Source organism: Microbacterium sp. LWH10-1.2 (assembly GCF_038397765.1).
Lineage (GTDB): Bacteria > Actinomycetota > Actinomycetes > Actinomycetales > Microbacteriaceae > Microbacterium > Microbacterium natoriense.
Window position 1 is genome coordinate 44,456 of sequence record NZ_CP151638.1, and the last position, 21,806, is coordinate 66,261.

The 21,806-nt window shown below is 69.5% G+C and carries 13 protein-coding genes; 11 read left to right on the forward strand and 2 right to left on the reverse strand.

The features are described from left to right. Positions 1-11 precede the first annotated feature (11 nt). Complete coding sequence (locus MRBLWH10_RS00170; RefSeq protein ID WP_341941180.1) at positions 12-677, reverse strand: type 1 glutamine amidotransferase domain-containing protein; 666 nt, start codon at positions 675-677, stop codon at positions 12-14. A gap of 83 nt (positions 678-760) precedes the next feature. Between MRBLWH10_RS00170 and MRBLWH10_RS00175 the strand changes: the two genes are divergently transcribed. After that, positions 761-1,660 carry a LysR family transcriptional regulator gene (locus MRBLWH10_RS00175; RefSeq protein ID WP_341941181.1) on the forward strand — a complete coding sequence of 300 codons (900 nt, stop codon included), beginning with the start codon at positions 761-763 and terminating at the stop codon, positions 1,658-1,660. 3 nt (positions 1,661-1,663) lie between these two features. Here MRBLWH10_RS00175 and MRBLWH10_RS00180 read toward each other — a convergent pair whose 3' ends face one another. After that, entirely contained in the window at positions 1,664-2,251 is a 588-nt protein-coding gene (locus tag MRBLWH10_RS00180; RefSeq protein WP_105676822.1) for an antibiotic biosynthesis monooxygenase, read from the reverse strand. 436 nt (positions 2,252-2,687) lie between these two features. Between MRBLWH10_RS00180 and MRBLWH10_RS00185 the strand changes: the two genes are divergently transcribed. The 10 genes from MRBLWH10_RS00185 (at position 2,688) to pulA (ending at position 21,796) form a co-directional block, all read left to right on the forward strand. Then, a complete protein-coding gene (locus tag MRBLWH10_RS00185; protein WP_341941182.1) occupies positions 2,688-3,626 on the forward strand; it encodes a helix-turn-helix domain-containing protein in 939 nt (312 codons plus the stop codon). 198 nt (positions 3,627-3,824) lie between these two features. Next, positions 3,825-6,557: a VWA domain-containing protein gene (locus tag MRBLWH10_RS00190; RefSeq protein ID WP_341941183.1), complete on the forward strand. Its 2,733-nt coding sequence runs from the start codon at positions 3,825-3,827 to the stop codon at positions 6,555-6,557. 98 nt (positions 6,558-6,655) lie between these two features. Then, positions 6,656-8,191 carry a SpaH/EbpB family LPXTG-anchored major pilin gene (locus tag MRBLWH10_RS00195; protein ID WP_341941184.1) on the forward strand — a complete coding sequence of 512 codons (1,536 nt, stop codon included), beginning with the start codon at positions 6,656-6,658 and terminating at the stop codon, positions 8,189-8,191. A gap of 152 nt (positions 8,192-8,343) precedes the next feature. Continuing rightward, on the forward strand, positions 8,344-9,201 hold the full coding sequence (locus MRBLWH10_RS00200) for a class C sortase (protein ID WP_341941185.1): 858 nt from the start codon (positions 8,344-8,346) through the stop codon (positions 9,199-9,201). 356 nt (positions 9,202-9,557) lie between these two features. Beyond that, positions 9,558-10,160, forward strand: a complete 603-nt coding sequence (locus tag MRBLWH10_RS00205; protein ID WP_341941186.1) for a LuxR C-terminal-related transcriptional regulator — start codon at positions 9,558-9,560, stop codon at positions 10,158-10,160. 334 nt (positions 10,161-10,494) lie between these two features. Next, positions 10,495-11,130, forward strand: coding sequence for a response regulator transcription factor (locus MRBLWH10_RS00210; RefSeq protein WP_341941187.1), 636 nt, complete (start codon positions 10,495-10,497; stop codon positions 11,128-11,130). Next, positions 11,127-13,286: an ATP-binding protein gene (locus MRBLWH10_RS00215; protein ID WP_341941188.1), complete on the forward strand. Its 2,160-nt coding sequence runs from the start codon at positions 11,127-11,129 to the stop codon at positions 13,284-13,286. Before MRBLWH10_RS00210 ends, MRBLWH10_RS00215 begins: the two co-directional genes overlap by 4 nt. 258 nt (positions 13,287-13,544) lie before the next feature. Beyond that, a complete protein-coding gene (locus MRBLWH10_RS00220) occupies positions 13,545-14,162 on the forward strand; it encodes a response regulator transcription factor (RefSeq protein ID WP_223587443.1) in 618 nt (205 codons plus the stop codon). 39 nt (positions 14,163-14,201) lie between these two features. Beyond that, positions 14,202-15,386: a thiolase family protein gene (locus MRBLWH10_RS00225; protein WP_341941189.1), complete on the forward strand. Its 1,185-nt coding sequence runs from the start codon at positions 14,202-14,204 to the stop codon at positions 15,384-15,386. A 398-nt stretch (positions 15,387-15,784) separates the two neighbouring features. After that, positions 15,785-21,796, forward strand: a complete 6,012-nt coding sequence (pulA, locus tag MRBLWH10_RS00230) for a pullulanase-type alpha-1,6-glucosidase (protein ID WP_341941190.1) — start codon at positions 15,785-15,787, stop codon at positions 21,794-21,796. Positions 21,797-21,806: the final 10 nt, after the last annotated feature.

Sequence of the window (21,806 nt, forward strand, 5' to 3'; positions counted from 1 at the left end):
GAATGCGCCGGTCAGGACAGCGCTGAGACCAGGGCCTCGGCGGCGGATGCCGATGACTGCGGGTTCTGCCCGGTGATCAGGAGCCCGTCGACCACGGTGTGATCGCTCCAAGGCTGCGCCACGTCGACATCGGCCCCGAGCTTCCGCAGCGAGGTCTCCAGCAGGAAGGGCGCGCGATCGGCGAGACCGCCGAGGCGCTCCTCCTCGTCGGAGAACCCCGTGATGCGACGGCCGGCCACGATCGGCCGTCCGTCGGCGGTGCGTGCGGGGAGCAGAGCCGCGAGCCCGTGGCACACCGCCGCGAGCGGGCGTCCGCCCGCCACCGTGGCCGTGATCAGCGCGGCGGAGGCGGCGTCGGTCGCGAGGTCCTGCATCGGCCCGTGCCCTCCGGGGTAGTAGACGGCGTCGTAGGCCGCGGGCTCGACATCGGCGAGCACCAGCGGGGACGAGAGGCCGGGGATCGCGGCGAGAGCGTCGACATCGCCTTCTCCGAGGCTCGCCACGTCGGCGACCGGCGTCGCCCCGCCGGGGGTCGCGAACGCGACGGAGTGACCGGCCGCGGTGAGCAGGCGGTAGGGCGTCAGCAGCTCTTCGGCCCAGAAGCCGGTGGGGTGCGCGGTGCCGTCGGCGAGGGTCCAGGTGCGGGCGCCGGTGACGACGAAGAGGACGGTGGACATGGTGTCTCCAATGCGGTCGAAGTGATCGGGGTGCATCAGGGGGAACGGATGCCGATGGTGCGTGATTCCGATACATTCTCGATATGAGCGATCGGAATGTCGATGGTCTGCGCGACCTCCCGCTGTGGCGCACGTTCCTCGCCGCCTACCGGGCCGGTTCGGTCTCCGCCGCGGCGCGCACGCTCGGACTCGCGCAGTCGACGGTGACCGCTCAGCTCCAGGCCCTCGAGAGGAGCACCGGAGAGCCCCTGTTCGAGCGCTTCGCACGCGGCATCCGTCCGACCCCTCGCGCCGACGAGCTCGCCGCGCGGCTCGCGGCCCCGCTCGACGCGCTCGCCGCAGCGGTGGGGCAGGATTCGACCGCCGCGGCGCCCGTGCTGCGGCTCGGCGGGGCGGCTGAGTTCCTCGCCAGAGTGGCGCTCCCCGCGCTCGCGCCCGCCGTCGCCGCGGGGCTCCGTCTCTCCGTCACCGCGGGCCTGGCCGACGACCTCCTCGACGCCGCGCGCACAGGATCCCTCGACCTCGTCGTCTCCGCCGTGCGCCCTCGCGGGAGGTCGGTGGCGGCGTCAGCGCTGTGCGACGAGGAGTTCGTCCTCGTCGCGTCGCCGTCGCGCGGGATCGCTCCCTCCGCCGAACTGTCGGCCGCCGAGCTCGCAGACATCCCGCTGCTCGCCTACGCCCACGACCTGCCGATCCTGCGGCGGTACTGGCGGCACGTGTTCGGCATCCGACTGGAGCGCGAGCCGGCGCTGGTCGTGCCCGATCTGCGGGCGCTCGCCGCCGCCGCCGTCGGGGGAGCGGGCGTGACGGTGCTGCCGAGCTATCTGATCGCCGACGAGCTCGCGGACGGGCGACTGATCGTGCTCCGGCCGACCGACGATCCGCCCATCAACACCCTGTTCCTGGTGCGTCGCCCCGGCGCGCTGTCCCCGCACGCGGCCACGGTCGAGGCTGCTCTGCGCGCCGCCGTCTCCGGCTTCTGAGCCTCAGCGTGCGAGCCAGCCCCGCAGCGTCCTCGTCACCCACGGCAGCACCCAGTACGTCATGATCGGCGTGAGCACGACGGTCGTGCACAGCACTCGCAGCCAGATCGGCAGCTCGTTCCACCCCGGCACCGGGCTGAGCGCGTAGGCGAAGGCGACGTTCGCGGGGAAGAACCCGAGCCAGATCGACACGGCCTGCTTCCACCGTGGCGGCGTCCGCACCACCGAGACGGTCGCCGTCGTGCCGTCGGCGCGGGGGATGGTGATGGTGTCGGTGCTCGGGTCGTCGAACCAGCCCTCGATGCCGGTGCGCCGCTTCGCGCGCTCGCTGCGCACGAAGCCCTCCCCGGCCGAGCGCCACCACTCGCGTTCCCCCGAGCGCTCCCACGCGACGAGGGTCTCCTCGTCGGCGAAGCGGTAGAGCATGTGCCAGACGTTCGAGTCCTCGCCGTCGCGCACCCAGCCCGACCCGAGGAACCCCGGATATCTGTGCGCGAGGTTCACACCGGTCTGCGCCCAGGCCGTCGCTTCGGCGACGTGGTCGGGGTCGACCTCGCGGCGGATGGACACGGTGATGGGTTCGCTGGACATGGTGGGTCCTCGGAGGGGTGCGCGGCCCGGATCGCGGGCACGTCGGAAGGGGGATGCGCCAGGGTCGCGGCGCCTCGTCGATTCTATTTCGGATGCCGAGGGGAGGCGTCGCGCGGGCGTCCGCTGCCGGAGAACGAAGAGCGGCAGCCGGTTCCCGCAGAACCCGACGCGGCCGCTGCCTCGCCTGGTGTGATGGATGAAGTACCCGATCTCCCGCGGTTCTCGCGGGGAATCGGGATCCGCGCCCCCAGCGCGGAAAGGCCGGTCCCCTCCGGCCCTGGCGGCGGTCCCCACCCGTCGCCGGTCGGCAGGACCCGGAGCCCCATCCGGGTTCTGCCGGCGTTACTGTGTGACGTGACATCGCACGGCCCCCGGTCTCCTCCGGTCGGCGTCGCCGGCGATCCTCGGCCCGCAGCAACGGGGAAGGAGCACACGGATGCCCGGCACCAGCACGAGCGCAGCCCGCAGCGGCAACACGTCCGTGCGCCGCGTGCACTTCCCGATTCCGAGCATCCGGTCGCTCGAAGGGTGCGAGGTCACCGGGGAGTACCTCCGCCGCGTGGACACCAGGGTGATCGGGGTCGACGACGGCGCCCCGCTGAGGGCGCGGATCGCTCGGGTCGGTGACATCCGGTTCTGGCACGTCGCCTCCCCGGAGATCGAGATGCAGTGGCCGTCTCCCGCCCCGACGACCCGGCTCCTCTTCGTGATGTGCGTCTCAGGGCGGATGACGGTCGAGCCCGTGTTCCCTGCGGGGCGGAGCAGCACGCGCGTCGTCGTAATCCCCGCCACCACGGCGGAGTCGCGGATCCGCTTCTCGGCTCCGCGCAACGAGTTCTTCGCGATGTCGGTGCCCGACCCGGGGATGCTGACGACGGCGGGCGCGCGACCGGCGGCTCCCGCGATCAGCCTGGATGCGCTGCGCCCGTTCATCGGCTTCATCGACGGGGTCACCGCGGTCGATGACGCCGAGCACCTCGACGCGTCGCCGCTGCACGCGGCGGCACGGAGCGTCGCTCGGAGCATGATCGAGCTGGTCGGCGGCAGCCTCACCGATCGACGCTGCATCGTGACGAGGGCGACGGACATCATGCTCGCGGAGTCGGACGATCCGAGGCTGACGACGGCATCCCTCGCCGACCGGCTGGACGTGTCGCCGCGCACCCTGCAGGCGGCGTTCGCCAAGGAGGAGCTCACCGTCAGGGGGATGCTGCGCGACATCCGCGCGCGCTCGGCCAGGGCGCTCAGGCGGTCTCAGCCGCACCTGTCGGCCACCTCAGTCGTCCGCGCGGTCGGCTTCGGCTCTGAAACTGCCATGTTCCGCGCGCTGCGCGAACTGGGGGAGCGGGATGCTCCCCCAGTTCCGATCTCCTGAGCAGACGGCTCGCTTCGATTTCACGTCGGACTCTCATAGGGCCGCCGTATCGACGGGTTGGGACCCCCACTTGTGAGGGATATGCCGGTTAGACCGTGATGAAAGTGCCCCCACGCGATTCTCTAGGGTGACACGTTCTGCGCGCCTGGTGAAGCTCGCTGCGTGATCGTACGGACTTCGAGAGCATGGTGGTGGAAGATGTCGCATGAGCAGAGCGCGCCCTATCGCGGGCGCAAGGCTGCCCGACGCAGACGGCGGAGAGCACGCATCGGCGTGCTGGCGTTCGCAGCGGTGCTGTCGCTGTTGGCGTTCACTGCGATGCAGTCGACGGCGCCGGTGCTCGCGCAAGTCGGAGCGGTGACGACACCCGACTCGGCCTCTGAGGAGAATGCAGCGGGCGGCGAGACCGACCCGGCGACGGCTGACGCGGAGTCGGCAGACGGTGCCGTGGGCACGTCTGCGGAGGCCGTCGAGCCCGCAGTGGAGGGCCAGATCGACGGCACGATCACCCGGGCCGAGGCGATCGATGCCGGAATCACGCCGATGAGCGTGCCGGTGCCTGGGCCGAACCAGATCGTGATCAGCGTGAAGGTCGGTGGAGACCGCCTGCCTGGTGGCGGCATGAGCGACGTGGACGCCACGGGAGTCGCTGGGGTGACGTTGCGACTGTCCAATGCGGCCTCCGCGCCGAACACGTGGAGTGCGTTCGGATGGGCGACGTGCGTCTCCGATGCCCAGGGTGACTGCAACTTCGTGGTTCCGGTGCAGGCCGGCGCAACCTCGGCCGCGGGGATGAACGTCAATCAGCAGCCCTATGTGCATCAGATCAGCGAGAACACTTCCGGCTGGCACCTCGCACCCGTTCCGCTCTACGTCACCGGCGTAACCACGACGTCGTACGTCTTCCGTCTAGCAACCACCGTCACTGCCGGGAGTACCTATCGTTCGACCACATTCTCGCCCTTCATGAAGGCTTCGGCGGACCCCGTAGGCAGCCAAGTGACGTCATCGAATGGGCGCTGGATGGTCGTGAGAGACAATCCGCCGATGGTGGAGTCGTGTGGCCTCGATGTCGCCGTCGTGATGGATCTCTCGTCGTCGATCGGCGCCCAGCTCCCCGCAGCGAAGGGAGCACTGGATACGCTCATCAACAGCCTCGGGGGCACGCCGAGCAACGTCGCGCTTTTCAACTTCAACACCAACAGTCCCGCGCTTACCGCCGGAGGAACGCTCAGTAACTATCCGACCCTCATGCCGGTCCGGACAGCCGCCGAGGCCGCCGTCGTCAAGGCCATCTACGCAGGTTGGCAGATCTTCGGTTCGACGAACTGGGACCAAGCGCTTGCCGAAGTCGCGGCGGCGTCGCCCCGGTATGACGTGGTCGTCTTCATCACCGATGGGAATCCGACCATCCACTCCGACGGCGAGTGGACCGATACGGGCACCTGGGGCAATTACGTCACGACACGCAGCCTTGAGGCGTCCACGTTCTCGGCCAACGCCGTGAAAGCAGAGGGGGCGAGGGTCGTACCGTTCTTCGTCGGAACTGCCCCGACGGTCAATCTGCAGAACAACCTGCGTCTGATCTCCGGGCCCACCCTCGGTAGTGACTTCTTCATCTCCGCCGACTACACTGCGGCGGCTCAGCAGTTGGCGGAGTTCGCCAATGACAACTGCCAGAGTAGCGTCGTGCTCAAGAAGCGCGTGGTCAACCCGGGGTTCGACACGGCCGGAGCGACGAAGGCGCAGCTCGACGCGAACTCCACTCTCGCGCCGAACTGGACCTTCGATGCGTCGGCGACCTCCCCGACGTCGATTCCCGGTGGCACGACCGTGTTCACCACCGGTGCCGACGGTTCCGTCGTGGTCCCGCTCGCCTTCGCAGAACCCGCCACATCAGGGGCAGTCACCATCGCGGAGCGGCAACAGGCGGGGCACCTCCTCATCCAGGCGGGCGGACAGAACGCCTACTGCGAGGACGCGAACACAGGAACACGCGTGAACGTCACGAACGTCGGGACCACAGCGTCGAGCAATCCCGGCTTCACGGCGACGGCGACCGCAGGGGTCGCGCTCGAGTGCGTCGTGTACAACCAGACCATCCCGCCGGCATCCGTGTCGGTGTCGAAGCGCGTGCAGGACGTGAGCGGTCAGAACGAGCGCGCAGGCCAGGGATGGACCGTGGGCATGACCGCGACCGCGACGGCCGGCACCGCCACGGCCAGTCCGGCCGCGGCCACGCAGGTGACCCCAGCGAACGGCACGGCGCCGTGGACGGTCGGCTTCGGTACCGGGGCTTCGCGGGCCTCTGTATCCGTGTCGGAGACGCAGCAGCCCGGCTGGACGTTCGTGAGCGGCACCTGCAGGGTCACCTCGTTGACAGGCGCCGTGCGCGATCAGGTGATCGCAAGTGCGGCCGGGACGACCCTCACGGGGATTGCGCCCGGTGACTCCGTCGCGTGCACCTTCGTCAACAGGCCGCAGCCCGGAACCGTCACGTGGGGGAAGGTCGATGGCGACGGCACCCGGCTGAAGGGTTCGAGCTGGACGATCACAGGCCCCGGGGCTTCAGGCGCCGTGCGGACGGTCGATGACTGCATCGTCGCCACCTGCACAGGGGCGGACACCGATGCGCGTCCCGGCTATCTGAGCGTGACCGGCCTCGACTGGGGGAGCTATTCCCTCGTCGAGACCAAGGCGCCGGCCGGGTACGTGCTCGACGCGACGCCCCGCGCATTCCAGGTCGGAGTCACCGCGCCGGCTTCGCTCACCGTGTCGCTCGGCGCCATCGCCAACCGGCAACAGGCCGTTCCCACCATCCCGCTCACCGGAGGGATCGGGCGCGATCATCTGTTGATCGCTGGTGCCTCCGTCCTCCTCCTCACCGTCGGCTTCGCCCTCTGGCAGCGCCGACGGCGGAGATTCACATGAACCGGGAGCCTCTCGGTCATGATTCCGCGTCGCCGGGTTCCCGGTCGCACACACCCGTTCGCGTCGCTCTCGACGTGACTTACAGAAAGAGAAGTCCAATGCTCCGCAAGAATTCGACGCCGGCCAGTGGCCGCCGCGCAGTGGCGGCGATCGCCGCCCTGTCGCTGGGCCTCCTCGGAGCGACGATCGCGGCGACGGCGGCGAATGCCGCGCCCGTCCCCGGCCCGGTCGACGACACCCGGATGGGTTCGCTCACGATCCACAAGTACGCCTATCCGGCCGACGGATCGCAGAATCCCTCCGGCACCGGCACTGATCCGACGAACCCGATCGGCGGAGTCGCCTTCGAGGTCTGCCGGATCAACAACGTCACCTCCCTCGGCAACACCAGCAACCTCGGCTGGGCGCAGGTGAACGGCCTCAGCGCGACGTCTTCGGCGAGCCCGAGCACGCCGCTCACGGGCACGACCAACGGCGTCGACGGGACGACGACCTTCCCTCTCAGCAGCTGCACGACGGTGACGACAGCCGCCAACGGCACCGCTCCGGCGATCACGAACCTCCCCGTCGGCGCCTACTGGGTGCACGAGACCGTGGTGCCAGCCGGCGTCACGGCGGGTGCGCCTTTCATCGTGACCGTGCCTACCCCGGCCGACACGACCGGCGGCGCCGCGAACACCGGCGACTGGGAGTACGACGTGAACGTGTACCCCAAGAACACGAGGAACTCGGCGCCCACCAAGACTCTCGGTGACCAGCCGACCAACGGCGTCGTGCTCGGCGATGACATCGACTACACGATCCGCCAGGTGATCCCCGCACTGCAGACGGGACAGACCTACAGCAAGGTCGTCGTGACCGACACGCTCGATGCGAAGCTCGACCTCGTGGCGGGGACCGTCGTGGTCAGGGTCAACGGCACGACGATCTCCGACTACACTCTCAGCACCACCGGTGACGTGATCACCGTGACGCTCGGCGCCACCGCCCGAGGCGCGCTCCAGGCCGATGACGTGCTCACCGTGGACTTCACCGCGAAGGCGAACGCCACCGGTGTCATCTCCAACACCGCGTACGTGAACGTCAACGACCTCAACGTCACGCCTGGCGAACCCGGCACCCCCACCAACCCCACGGTGACGCGGTGGGGCAACGTCCTGGGTCTCAAGACCGATCGCGACGGCAACGCCAACCTGGGTGGCGCTGAATTCGAGGTGTACTTCACCGCCGACACCGACGGGACGTGCGCGATTCCCGCGACGACCGCTGTGGGCGCTGCGGTGACGACGGTGACGTCGCAGCCCGACGGCACGATCGTCGTTCCGGGCCTCTGGGTCGGCGACACCAATGCTCCGGTATCGAACCGTTGCTACATCCTGAAGGAGATCGTCGCGCCTGCGGGTTACGTTCTTCCTGCGGGTGACGCCGCGCTCACCGCGGTCAACGTCCAGGCGGACTCGGCGGTCACCGTGCCGTCGTTCTCGGTCCGGAACGACCAGCAGCTCGTTCCCGGACTGCCGCTGACCGGTGCAGACGGCGCCCGGGCTCTGACGGTCGTGGGCGGTGCGCTCGTCCTTCTCTCGGTCGGTGGCGTCCTCGTCGCTCGCCGGCGTCGGCAGTCCATCGACGCCTGAGTAATCTCGGGCAAGGCCTCCCGGGCGGGTGACCGCTCGGGAGGCCTTTTTGAGGAGGAACACGAATGGTGACCAGGAGCGACCGCCGGGTACGGTCAGTGGAAGTGAAGCCCGTTGCTCGTGGCCGTCGCTGGACTCCCAATCTCCTGCTGATGCTCACCGTCGTCGGCGCCGTCGTCGGGGTCACCGTGCTCACGTACTCGAGCGCGGCCAGCTGGATCTCGGCTCTCAACCAGTCCCAGGTCGTCAACGACTACGCGATATCGGTCAACGACGCCGAACCCAGTGCGGCCGAGCAGATCAGGGAGGCGCGCGCGTACAACTCCGCGCTTTCGTCCGGCGCGCTGCTCGCCGCGAACGCGAATGTTCCGGAGGGGATGTCGGCATCCGACGGCGGATTCGACTACTTCGGAATGCTGAAGACGTCGACAGGGGTCATGGCGCGATTGCAGATCCCCGACATCAATCTCGATCTCCCTATCTACCACGGTACGAGCGAGGCGACGCTGGAGATGGGGATCGGCCACCTGGAGGGAACCTCGTTGCCGGTCGGCGGTGCGAGCACCCACTCCGTGCTCACCGGGCATCGTGGACTGCCGACGGCGACGCTCTTCACCGACCTCGACCGCCTCGAGATCGGAGACGTATTCACGATCACGACGTTCGGCGAAGTTCTCACCTACCGGATCGTTGAGCGCAAGGTCGTGGCTCCGGAGGACACGGAGACCCTGAGGCAGGTGGAGGGTGAGGATCTGGTCACCCTGGTGACCTGCACTCCTCTGGGCGTCAACTCTCACCGGATCCTCGTGACGGGCCAGCGGGAGACCCCCGCGCCGCCAGCGGCGATGCATGACGCCGCGCAGGACGCGGAAGGGGCGGGCTTCCCCTGGTGGGCGGTCGCCTACGGGGCGGCGCTCGTCGCCATCGCGGTGTACGCCTGGTGGGCGGGACGCCCCAGTGGTCGGAGACACGAGGCGAATGACGTGTCTCCGACCAGCGGACCCCGCTGACACTGCGTTGCTGAGCAGCAACAGGTGAAACGGGCATCTGCAACGACGGATTCCTTGCCGCCCCTCAGTTCTAGGGGTTCTGAGTGATGTCGCGTGAGGATCAGGCCCGCGACCGGTCTCTTACCGTATGACAGTGAGTGGCCAGGGGAGAACCTGCACCCTCGAGGCCTCGGTGCGCGGCAACGGCGTCGCGCTCCGGGTTGTGTGTTCTGGAACAGTGCTGGGGAGCCTGTCTGAGGGGGAGAGCACGCACGGAGGTGTCGGAGAGCGCAAGGGGGTGCGTTCTCCGACACCGTATCGAGATGAGTGGAACGGAAGGTGGGGCGATGCGCGGCACTCGGGGGACTGTGCTCAGAGTGGGGATCGTCGATACGCATCGCACGATCCTCGTGGGGATGGCCGCCATGATCAACGCCCGCGAGGGGTTCCACGTGGTGGCCGCGGGCCGTACCGTCGCCGAGCTCATGATGGTGTCGCGACGGATGGACATCGTCCTCCTCGATGCGAAGTCATCGCTCGGGGCGCCCGTGGAAGCCGATGTCTCATCGCTCATCGCCATCGGCGCGCGTGTGCTGCTGCTCGTCGACGAGACGATACCCGGCGGACGCGTGCGCGCTCTGCCGGCCGGCGTCTCAGGAGCGGTGCGCCGATCAGACGACGGGTCTCACCTGGCGACGAGGATCCGCGCGGCCGTTCACCGAGCGTCGGCATCCGCTTCCGTTCCCGACTCCGCCCGCGACGTGGAGTTGTCGGCACGAGAGGCTGAGGTGCTCGGTCTGTATGCCTCAGGTGAGACTGCAGAGACGGTTGCCGGCCTGCTGTTCATCACACGCGAGACGGTCCTGGATCACATCAGGAGGATCCGCACGAAGTACGCCGCGGCGGGTCGCCCAGCCGTGACGAAGGTCGATCTCTTCCGCAGGGCCATCGAGGACGGAATCGTGCACGCGGGGGCATAGGCTGCGCCACGAGCTCGGTCCCCCAGAAAGGTCTTCTCGATGCGACATGTGTTGAGGAGGCCTGATCGCGAAGTCGTGATCCACAAGACCCCGGGGCGGGACTGGAGTGTCGCCGCCCCGGGCCCGTGCGCCTGCTGATGCAGGGGTGCATGGCGGCGGGCGCACGAGGCGGCGGGGATGCGGGCCATCCCCGCCGCTGACGCACCGCCTGACGGAATGGAGCACTCAGCGTACCGATCCGCAGATCTCAGACGACGTTCCGATGGAGTGACCGGAATACTGCACGAGCGCTATGCTCAGCTGTGGGGAGAGCCCACCCGAGGGAGATTTCTTCATGCCCATTCTCGTCGGAATCGTCGAGGATCACCCTGCCACGGTGCTCGGCACCGTGGCGATACTCCGGAAGCACGCTGACATCGTCGTCGCCGCGACGGGATCGCGCGCTCCGGACCTCCTCTCCAAGGCGTCGAAGCTCGACGTCGTCATGCTCGATCTGGCGCTCTCCGACGGCTCTTCTCCGACGGAGAACATCCGCACCCTGGCGCCGCTCGGAGCGCAGATCATCGCCTACACCTCCGGTGAGCAGTCGCGTCTCGTCCGCGAGGCCGCGCGCGCCGGCGCCTCCGGGATGATCCGCAAGTCCGAGCGCATGGAGGTGATCGTCGAGTCGGTGCGTCGCGCAGCCCGGGGCGAGGTCATCGCGTCCCCCGACTGGGCGGCGGCGCTCGACGCCGACCGCGAGTTCGTGTCGGCGAGGCTGAGCCCGCGGGAGTCGGAGGTGCTCTCCCTCTATGCGTCGGGGGAGACCGCCGACCGCGTGGCGCAGTCCCTGTTCCTGTCGCGGGAGACGGTGCTCGATCACATCCGTCGGATCCGCGCGAAGTACGCGGCCGTCGACCGCGCCGCGCCCACGAAGGTCGACCTGTTCCGTCGCGCCATCGAGGACGGGCTCGTCGCGCCGGATCAATGACCTCGCTGCGCGACGAGCTGGCGCTCGTCGACCGACGCCTGGGCCGGATCATCGCGTGGTGCGGCATCCTGAGCACCGTCGCCGCATGGTCTCGCATCCTCCCGCAGATGCCCGAGTTCGCCCCCTGGTGGACGCTCCTCGCCGCCGTGCCCGTGCTCGTGATCGTGGTCCTCGCGGTCGCGGGAGCCACGCTCTCGGCGACCGCGTGCCGCGTGCTCTGGGCGACGACGATCCTCTCGGTCACGGTCGCTCAGGCGACGGTCTTCCTCGGCTACCGTGGCGATGACCCCGACGGACTGCGTCCGTGGATCGGCGTGCTCGGTCCTATCGCCGTGTGCCTGATGCCGCTGCTCGTGCGCTCCGCGGTCACCGCCGTCGCGCTCGCGGCGGTGATCCCCTTCGCGATGGCGCTGTCGGGGCTCGTGTTCCTCGGAGCCGTGCCCGCGACGGCGCTCGCGATGACCCCGATCCACGTCGGCAACATCGCCGTGCTCGCGGCGGTGATGGGCGCGCGGGCGCGACTGCTCCGCCTGGAGCGCGCCGAGGAGTCGACCCGGCGTCTCGAGTCGCGGCGCGACAGGGCGCAGGAGCGGCTGAGGAGCCAGCGCGCGGTGGCCAGGATCGTCCACGACGAGGTGCTGTCGGTGTTGACCGCGGCGATGCGTCTTCCCGGGCCGGCGCTCCCGGAGGTGCGGCAGGCGGCGTCGGCGGGGCTGGAGGCGCTCCGCACCGCCATGCGCATGCACCCCGGGACCCAGATCGACGTCGAGCGGGAGCTGGAGGCCGAGGACGCCGGACAGGCTCTGGCCCGAGTGGCGCACGGCATCGCCGCCGACGCGGATCTGAGCATCGCGATGAGGGCGGGCACGGTCCCCGCCGCAGTGCTGGAGCGCTCGTCGCTCGCGCTGGGGGAGGCGCTCCGCAACAGCGTCCTCCACGCACGGAACGGGGGCCCGGCCGTCTCGGTCGACGTTGGGGGAGACGAACTCACGCTCGTGGTCTCCGACCGAGGACCGGGCTTCGATCCGGATGACGTGGCTCCCGAGCGGATGGGGCTGCGCAACAGCATCCTGCAACGCATGCGCGACCTCCCCGGCGGCACGGCGGACGTGACCTCGGGCGCGGGCGGCACACGCGTCGAGCTGGGATGGCGGCGCGCTGCGGCGAGGGTGATCGACTCCGGACTGTCCACTCGGATCGCACGGGCCGCGGTCGCCACGCTGTGGGTGACGGGGATCGTGCAGAGCCTGTTGATCGATCTCTTTCCCGTTCCGAACCCCGCCGTCGGCATCGGATGCTATCTGGTGGCCCTTCTCGGCGCCCTGATGGTCACGGCGCAGCATCCCGGCAGGCTGCGCGGCGCGGAGGCGGCGGCAGTCATCGGATGCGCGGTCGTCGTCGCGCTGTGCGTGCTCGCCTACGCCGACATCTTCGACGCTCCCGCCGGGGAAGTATGGCTGCTGACCTTCGCCTCCTACCTCGTCGCTCTCGTGGTGGCGCGCGGCAATCCGGCCGCAGGCTGCGTCGGCGCCGTCCTGCTCGTCGGGCTCGTCGTCGCGTGGGGATCCGCGACCGGACAGCCCGCCATCGGGGTCGTGGCCATGGCGACGCCGACCGTGGTCTCCCTGCTGGTCGGCGTCACGTGGTTCATCGGCGTCAGCAGGATCTCCGTGCGCGAGTACGGCGTCCGCGCCGCCGCTGTCGAGGCCGCATCGGCGACCGTCTTCGCCGCAGCCGAGCGGTGGTCGTCACGGCGGGAGCTGTCCGGCATCCGCAGGACCGCCCAGCCCCTGCTCACCGCGCTCGCCTCGGGCGCCGACATCGACGACGCGCTCATCGGGGAGCTCGCCGCGGCTGAGGGGAGCATCCGCGACCGCATCCGCGCTCCCGGCCTGCACCACCCGGCACTGGTCGCGGCGGTGGATGGCGCACGCCGGAGAGGCGTGCATGTGCTGCTGCTCGGCGAGGAGACGGCGATGAGGCACCGCCTTCCCGGTGAGCTCGCCACGTCGATCGCGCGACTGGTCGCGGAGAAGGGGGCGGTCGCGGTCACCGTCAGGGAGGTGCATCGCGACGGCGGTTCCGTGGTGACGGTGGTGCGTGAGCGGGGGGACGGCAGCGTGCAGCGAGAGGAGTTCTCGCGTGCCGGCGCATGACGCGTCCCCCACTTACGGGGGAAAGACGTCCCGTTCCTTGTGAGCGGAGGGACTACCGGCAACCCTAGAGAAGCGGTTCGTCCGCCACGAGGTGACTCTCCTCCCCAGAGTCCCTCTCAAGCTGCGGGGGCGACGTCACCCCCGCAGCTGTACTGCAGCGTGAAACGGGGTGTCGGCGCATCTACTGGGGACTCGCGCCGAGGAAAGTGGTGTGAATTAGTGGGGACCGGAGTGAACTCGATCGTTCGCGTGGGGATTGTGGACGATCATCGGGTCATGCAGCTCGGAACGACGGCGATCATCAACGGGCATCCGGGCCTGCACGTGGTCGCGGTGGGGACGACCGTGGCCGAGCTGCTGGCGCTCCAGCAGCGCATGGACGTCATCCTGCTCGACCTCACGCTGTCAGACGGGTCGACGCCGTCGCAGAACATGGCGGCGCTGTCGCGCACGGGAGCGCGGATCCTGGCCTTCGTCGCCGAGGAGCCGCCGCCGATGCTGAGACAGGCGGCGCGTGCGGGCGCCGTCGGGCTGATCAGGAAGTCGGCCGACGCCCCGCAGATCATCGCCACGATCCGCGCGGCCGCCCGCGGGCAGGTCGTCGCCGGGGCCGAGTGGTTGGCGGAGATGAGCCGCGCGGTGCCCGAGGTGGCCGACGCCGGTCTCTCCGTGCGAGAGGCCGAGGTGCTCGCGCTCTACGCGGCGGGCAACACGGCCGAGAGCGTCGCCCAGGGTCTCTACGTCTCGCGCGCCACCGTGCTCGACCATATCCGCCGGATTCGTGCGAAGTACGCCGCGGCAGGACGTCCCGCGCCGACGAAGGTCGACCTCTTCCGCCGCGCGGTGGAAGACGGGCTCGTCCAGTCCGAGTCCTGACCCGCGCCGTGGCGGCCATCGCGGGGAGAGAATGGAGCCATGAGCACGCGCAGCGAAGCCGTCCTGATCGATGTCGTCCGCACTCCCGTCGGCCGGGGCAAGCCAGGGGGAGCGCTCTCGGGCGTGCACCCGGTCGACCTCGCCGCCGGCGTCCTCTCCGCGCTCCTGGAGCGCACCGGGCTGGAGTCCGCGCAGATCGACGATGTGCTGCTCGGCTGCGTGAGTCAGGTCGGAGATCAGTCGTCGAACATCGCGCGCCAGGCTCTCCTCGCCGCCGGATTCGATGAGTCGGTACCAGGGGCCACCATCGATCGGCAGTGCGGATCCAGTCAGCAGGCGGTGCACTTCGCGGCGCAGGGCGTGATGGCGGGGGCCTACGACGCCGTGATCGTCGGCGGGGTCGAGTCGATGAGCCGAGTGCCGCTCGGCGCCGCACTCGCCGGAGGATCGCCGATGTCGCCGCGGTTGCGCGCACGCTACCCGGAGGGTCTGGTCAACCAGGGCGTGAGCGCCGAGCTCATCGCACAGCGCTGGGGCCTCGACCGCGACACGCTCGACGCCTATGCCGCGGAGTCGCATCGGCGTGCGGCATCCGCCTGGTCGGAGGGCTTCTTCGACAGGACGATCGTCGCGGTCGACGAGGTGCCGGATGCGGTGACCGATGAGACCGTCCGGCCGGGGACGACGGCCGAGGGGCTGGCCGGCCTGAATCCGGCGTTCCGCACGAACGCGCTCGCCGCGCGCTTCCCCGAGCTCGGGTGGCGGATCACACCGGGCAACTCGTCCCCCCTGACCGACGGCGCCTCCGCCGCGCTGATCATGAGCGCCGACCGCGCCGCCGCGCTCGGGCTGACGCCGCGCGCACGGTTCCATGCGTTCGCCGCTGTCGGCGACGACCCGCTCCTCATGCTCACCGGGCCCATCCCGGCCACCCGTCGCATCCTCGAACGGTCGGGCCTCGGCATCGACGACCTCGACGCCTACGAGGTCAACGAAGCATTCGCCTCGGTGCCGCTCGCCTGGGCCGCCGAGGTCGGGGCGGATGCCGCCAGGCTCAACCCGCGCGGCGGGGCGATCGCCCTCGGGCACGCGCTCGGCTCGTCCGGCACGAGGCTGCTCGGCACCCTCGTCGATCATCTCGACGCCGTCGGCGGGCGCTACGGACTGCAGACGATGTGCGAGGGCGGCGGCATGGCCAACGCCACGATCATCGAGAGGCTGTAGCCGCGGCGACCCGTTCCGGAGCGCGCCGCAGAACGGAGAAGACCCCCGCCGACCCGATTCGGCGGGGGTCTTTCGCGGTGTGGGCACCGCGACGGGAGCAGACGCTCACCGTTGGCGCGGAAGCTGTGACTACCCGATCCGGTCTGAGTCTCTGTCCGCGCATCTGCAGTTGTAGCCGGTGGAGGTGACCGGACGGTGAACGAGGGGAGAACTCGCGGATCGGGGGAGGGGCGTCTCCTGAAAGCGCTTGCGTTATCGGCTTATTCGGCCGGACGAGGCTGGAATATTACGCGACAGAAGTGCTGGAAGCGCTTGCAGTTTCTCCCAGCGGACTGATAGCTTCGCACGCACAGCATCCGGGCACGCCGTCGTGTCCTCTCCATCCCCAGGGAGCATCCGTGTCGAAGACGACCACCGCACGCCGTACCGCACTCCTCGCCGTCACCGCGCTCATCACCGCGGGGCTCGCGGCCGTGGCCGCACCCGCGGCATCCGCCGCAGAGCGCACCGCGGCGCTCGTGGGTGACCTGCAGTCCGAGCTCGGCTGCGCCGCCGACTGGGCGCCCGACTGCGCCGCGACCGAGCTCACCCCCACGGGTGCGCCGGGCATCTACAGCGCCGAGTTCGAGGTGCCCGCCGGCAGTTACGAGTACAAGGTCGCTCTCAACGACGGGTGGGATGAGGCGTACGGACTCGACGGCGGAGCGGACAACATCCCGCTGACGGTCGCGGGCCCGGCGACCCTCCGGTTCACCTACGACGACATCCGCCACCGCATCGGCGTCGAGGTCGAAGACCTTCGCGGCGGCTACACGAGCGACGACGATGCGCTCATCGCGGCACCGGTGCGGCAGCCGGGCGCGGGGGAGCAGTTCTACTTCGTGATGACGGACCGCTTCGCGAACGGCGATCCGTCGAACGACAGGGGCGGTCTGGACGGCGACCGGCTCACGACCGGATTCGACCCCACCGATAAGGGCTTCTACCAGGGCGGCGACATCGCCGGCATCCGGAACGAGCTCGACTACATCGAGGGACTGGGGACCACCGCGATCTGGCTCACCCCCAGCTTCGCGAACAAGCCCGTGCAGGGCGAGGGGGCGAACGCGAGCGCCGGCTATCACGGCTACTGGGTCACCGACTTCACCCGCATCGATCCGCATCTCGGCACGAACGAGGAGTTGCAGGCGCTGATCGCCGAGGCGCACGATCGCGGCATAAAGGTCTACTTCGACATCATCACCAACCACACCGCCGACGTCATCGACTACACGCAGCAGAAGTACGACTACATCGACCAGGCGACGAGCCCGTACCGGGACGCCGACGGAAAGGCGTTCGACCCCGGCGACTATGCCGGCACCGGCGACTTCCCCGCCCTGGACCCCGCCACGAGCTTCCCGTACACGCCCGTGGTGGCGGATGCCGAGAAGGACGTGAAGGTCCCGTCCTGGCTCAACGACCCCACGCTGTACCACAACCGCGGAGACTCGACCTGGTCCGGGGAGTCCGTGACCTACGGGGACTTCAGCGGCCTCGACGACCTCATGACCGAGCATCCGACCGTCGTCAACGGCTTCGTGCAGGTCTACGACAAGTGGATCGACCTCGGCATCGACGGATTCCGCATCGACACCGTCAAGCACGTGAACTTCGAGTTCTGGCAGCGGTTCACGACGGACGTGCTCGACTACGCCCATGCGAAGGGCAAGAAGGACTTCTTCATGTTCGGCGAGGTCTACGACGCCGATCCGGTGAAGCTCGCCCCCTACGTGCGCGACACCGACATGAACTCGATCCTCGACTTCACATTCCAGTCCTCGGCCGTCAGCTACGCCTCGGGCAACTCCGCGAAGGGGCTGCAGTCGCTGTTCGCTGGCGATGACCGCTACACGACCTCCGACTCCTCGGCCACGGCACTGCCGACCTTCCTCGGCAACCACGACATGGGCCGGGTGGGGAGCTTCCTGCGGAACACGGACTCCGCGGTGCAGCGCGACGAGCTCGCGCACGAGCTGATGTTCCTCACCCGCGGGCAGCCCGTCGTCTACTACGGCGACGAGCAGGGCTTCGCCGGCACCGGCGGCGACAAGGACGCACGCCAGTCGCTCTTCGCCACGCAGGTGGCGGAGTACGCAAACCAGAACCTCATCACGGGAGAGCAGGTCGGCTCCACGGACCGCTACGGCACCGACGGCGAGCTGTACCGCAGCATCGCGGCGCTGTCCGATCTCCGCGGGGCCCACCCCGCGCTCGTCGACGGCGCGCAGATCGAGCGGTACACGGCATCCGGTGCGGGCGTGTACGCGTTCTCCCGGGTGGATGCCGACGACAGGGTCGAGTACCTCGTCGCCGTCAACAACGCCTCCTCGGCGCAGACCGTCGACCTGAAGACGCTCACCGCCGACGCCGGCTACAGCGCCGTCTACGGCGACGGCGCGGCGCTGACGACGGATGCCGGTGCGGCGACGAGCATCACGGTGCCCGCACTGTCTGCGGTGGTGTGGAAGGCGGATCGCAAGGTCACCGCTCCCGCCGAGGCCGCGCCGGTCACCCTGAGCGTTCCCGCCGCGGGCGCCGGCCTCGCCGGGCAGTCCGCCGTGCAGGCGACCATCGCCGACCAGTGGGCGCAGACGAGCTTCGCGTACCGCGTCGTCGGGTCCGACGAGTGGCACGCGCTCGGCACGGCGGAGGACACCGATCCCCGCGTCTTCCACGACATCCGGGGCCTGGCGAAGGGAACGCTGGTCGAGTACCGGGCGGTGACGACGGATGCCGCAGGCCACCACTCCGCGGCATCCACCTACGCCTCGGTCGGCAACGCCGTGACGCTCGAGCAGGCCGAGGAGCCGGAGTCCCCGATCGACATGGTGACCGTCCCCGGCAGCCTCAACTCCGAGATGGGATGCGCGGGCGACTGGGATCCGGCGTGCGAGAAGGCCGCGCTCACGCTCCGTGCAGACGGGGTGTGGGCCGGTACGTTCGACCTCCCCGCCGGCGACTACGAGTACAAGGCGGCGATCAACGGCAGCTGGGCGATCAACTACGGCGCCAACGGCGCACCCGACGGCTCGAACATCGCCGTGCACCACGCGGGCGGACCGATCACGTTCTACTTCGATCCGCGCACGAACATCGTGCAGTCCACGTCGGAGGGCCCCATCGTCACGCTCCCCGGCTCGCAGCAGTCGGAGCTCGGCTGTGCGGCCGACTGGTCGCCCGACTGCCTCGCGACCCTCATGGCCGACGGCGACCGCGACGGCGTCTACGAGTTCGCGACGGACGAGCTGCCGACCGGCGCCTATGAGCTGAAGGTCGCGCACGGCCTGAGCTGGACGGAGAACTACGGAGCGGACGGAGCGCCTGGAGGGGCGAACATCTCGTTCAGCGCCACCGAGGGCAAGGTCACGACCTTCCGCTACACGCTCGCCACGCACATCCTCGAGGTCGTGAGCGTCGACCCGCCGCTCCCCGGCACGGGCGAACTGCGTGCGTACTGGATCGACGCCACGACCATCGCGTGGCCCGCGACGCTCGGGAAGACCGACAGGGCCGCGTACCAGCTGTACTCGGCATCCGACGCCGCGCTCGTCGTGGCCGACGGCGATGTCTCGGGCGCGGATCCGATCGCCCTGACCGTGATCGACGGCGGTCTCACCGACGCTCAGCTCGCGCGCTTCCCCGCTCTCCAGGGCTACCTCGCGCTGAGGGTGAAGGATGCGGATGCCGCGGCGCTCGTGCGCACGCAGCTCGCCGTCGCCCAGCGCGACACGGCAGGCGCCCTCACCGCTTTCACGGGCGTGCAGATCCCCGGGGTGCTCGACGACCTCTACGCCGCAGCACTCGACGAGGTCGACCTCGGTGTCACCTTCAGCGGCAAGAAGCCGACCTTCCGGCTGTGGGCGCCGACGGCGCAGAGCGCGGCCCTCCTGACCTGGAACGCCGGGGCGAGCGGCGATCCCGTGCGTCACGACGCGGCATGGGACGCGGCATCCGGCACCTGGACCGTGAAGGGCGGCAAAGACCTCAAGGGCGATGAATTCCTGTGGGAGGTGAAGGTCTACGCGCCGACCACGGGGAAGATCGAGACCAACCTGGTCACCGATCCGTACTCGACGGCCCTCACACTGAACTCGGAGCGCTCCGTCGCGATCGACCTCGACGACAAGGCATGGCAGCCCAAGATCTGGCAGAAGACGAAGTCCCCCGTCGTGGAGAAGTCGGTCGATCGCGCGATCTACGAGCTGCACATCCGCGACTTCTCGATCAGCGACGAGACCGTGCCCGCGGAAGAACGGGGCACCTACCTCGCCTTCGACGAGAAGAGCGCGGGCACCGATCAGCTCCGCCAGCTCGCGGATGCCGGCATCAACACCGTGCACCTGCTGCCGTCGTTCGATCTCGCCACGATCGAGGAGGACCGCGCGGCCCAGGCCGTGCCGGACTGCGACCTCGTATCCTTCGGCCCCGCGTCCGATCAGCAGCAGGCGTGCGTGCAGGCCGTGGCCGATGCGGACGGCTTCAACTGGGGCTATGACCCGTACCACTTCTCGACGCCCGAGGGCTCGTACGCGGTCGATGCGAACGGCGGGGCGCGCGTGGGCGAGTTCCGCACCATGGTCGGCTCGCTGCACGACATGGGGCTGCAGGTCGTGCTCGACCAGGTGTTCAACCACACCGCGGCATCCGGTCAGGCGGGCACATCGGTGCTCGATCAGGTCGTGCCCGGCTACTACCAGCGGCTGAACGCGGCGGGAGCGGTCGAGACCTCGACCTGCTGCCAGAACGTCGCGACCGAGCATCTCGCCGCGCAGAAGCTCATGGTCGACTCGATCGTGACGTGGGCGCGCGACTACAGGGTCGACGGCTTCCGGTTCGACCTGATGGGGCACCACTCCACGACCAACATGCGGGCGATCCGCGATGCGCTCGACGCGCTGACCCTCAAGAAGGACGGCGTCGACGGCACGGCGATCTACCTCTACGGCGAGGGCTGGAACTTCGGCGAGGTCGCGAACAACGCGCTGTTCGAGCAGGCGACGCAGGGCCAGCTCGGCGGCACCGGCATCGGCACGTTCAACGACAGGCTGCGGGATGCCGTGCACGGCGGCAGCCCGGTCGACGGCTCCTCGACGTTCCGTCAGGGCTTCGGCACCGGTCTCGGCACGGACCCGAACGGGAACCCGATCAACGGCACGACCGAGCAGGCGCTCGCCGACCTCGGCCATGAGACGGATCTCGTCAAGCTGGGGCTCGCGGGCAACCTGCGCGACTTCACGTTCGTGACGAGCGACGGGAAGGTCACCGCCGGTTCCGGCATCGACTACCGCGGCTCGGCCGCAGGCTATGCCCAGGAGCCCGACGAGGTCATCAACTACGTCGACGCCCACGACAACGAGACGCTGTACGACCTGTCGGTGTTCAAGCTGCCGGTGGGCACGTCGATGGCCGACCGGGTGCGCATGAACACGCTCGAACTGGCGACCGTGACGCTCTCGCAGTCGCCGTCGTTCTGGCACGCGGGCACCGAGCTGCTGCGCTCCAAGTCGCTCGACCGCAACAGCTACAACTCGGGCGACTGGTTCAACCGCATCGACTGGACCGGCCAGGAGTCGACCTTCGGCTCCGGCCTGCCGACCGCCGCGGACAACCAGGAGAAGTGGCCGATCATGGCGCCGCTGCTGGAGAACCCGGCGCTCAAGCCCGGAGCCTCGGACATGGCGTCGGCCGAGGCATCGGCCCTCGATCTGCTGCGGGTGCGCGACGAGGTCGACCTGCTGCGGCTCGGCTCGGCGGATCTCATCGAGCAGAAGGTGACGTTCCCGAACAGCGGAGCGGAGGCCGCGCCCGGCGTGATCCTCATGCAGATCGACGATCTGGTGGGGGCCGACGTCGACCCCGAGCTCGACGGAGCCCTGGTGGTGTTCAACGCGTCGCCCGCACCCGTCACGCAGACGGTGGCGGGGCTCGCCGGTCGCTCGTTCGCTCTGACGCCCGCGCAGGCGAACGGAGCGGATGCGGTGGTCAAGGGCACGACGTGGGATGCCGCGAGCGGCACGGTGACGGTGCCAGCGCGGTCGGTCGCCGTGCTGGTCGACGACCAGGTGCAGCCGATCGACACGTCCGTGCGGCTGAGCTCGTCCGACGTCGTCGTGAAGGCGGGCCGGAACGCGATCGTGAAGGTTACGGTCACCGCCAACGACCGCAGCGCCGCCGTCGGCACCGTCACGGTGCGCGACAACGGCAAGGTCGTCGCGACGGTCGAGCTGACCGCCGCCGATCGGGGCAAGGTCGCGGTGACCGTGCCCCGGGTGACCCGCGGCATCCACCTGATCACGGCGCGGTTCGAGGGAACAGAGCCGTACACGGACTCACGTTCCTGGCTCCCGCTCCCCGTGATCGCCTACTGAGTCCTGACGG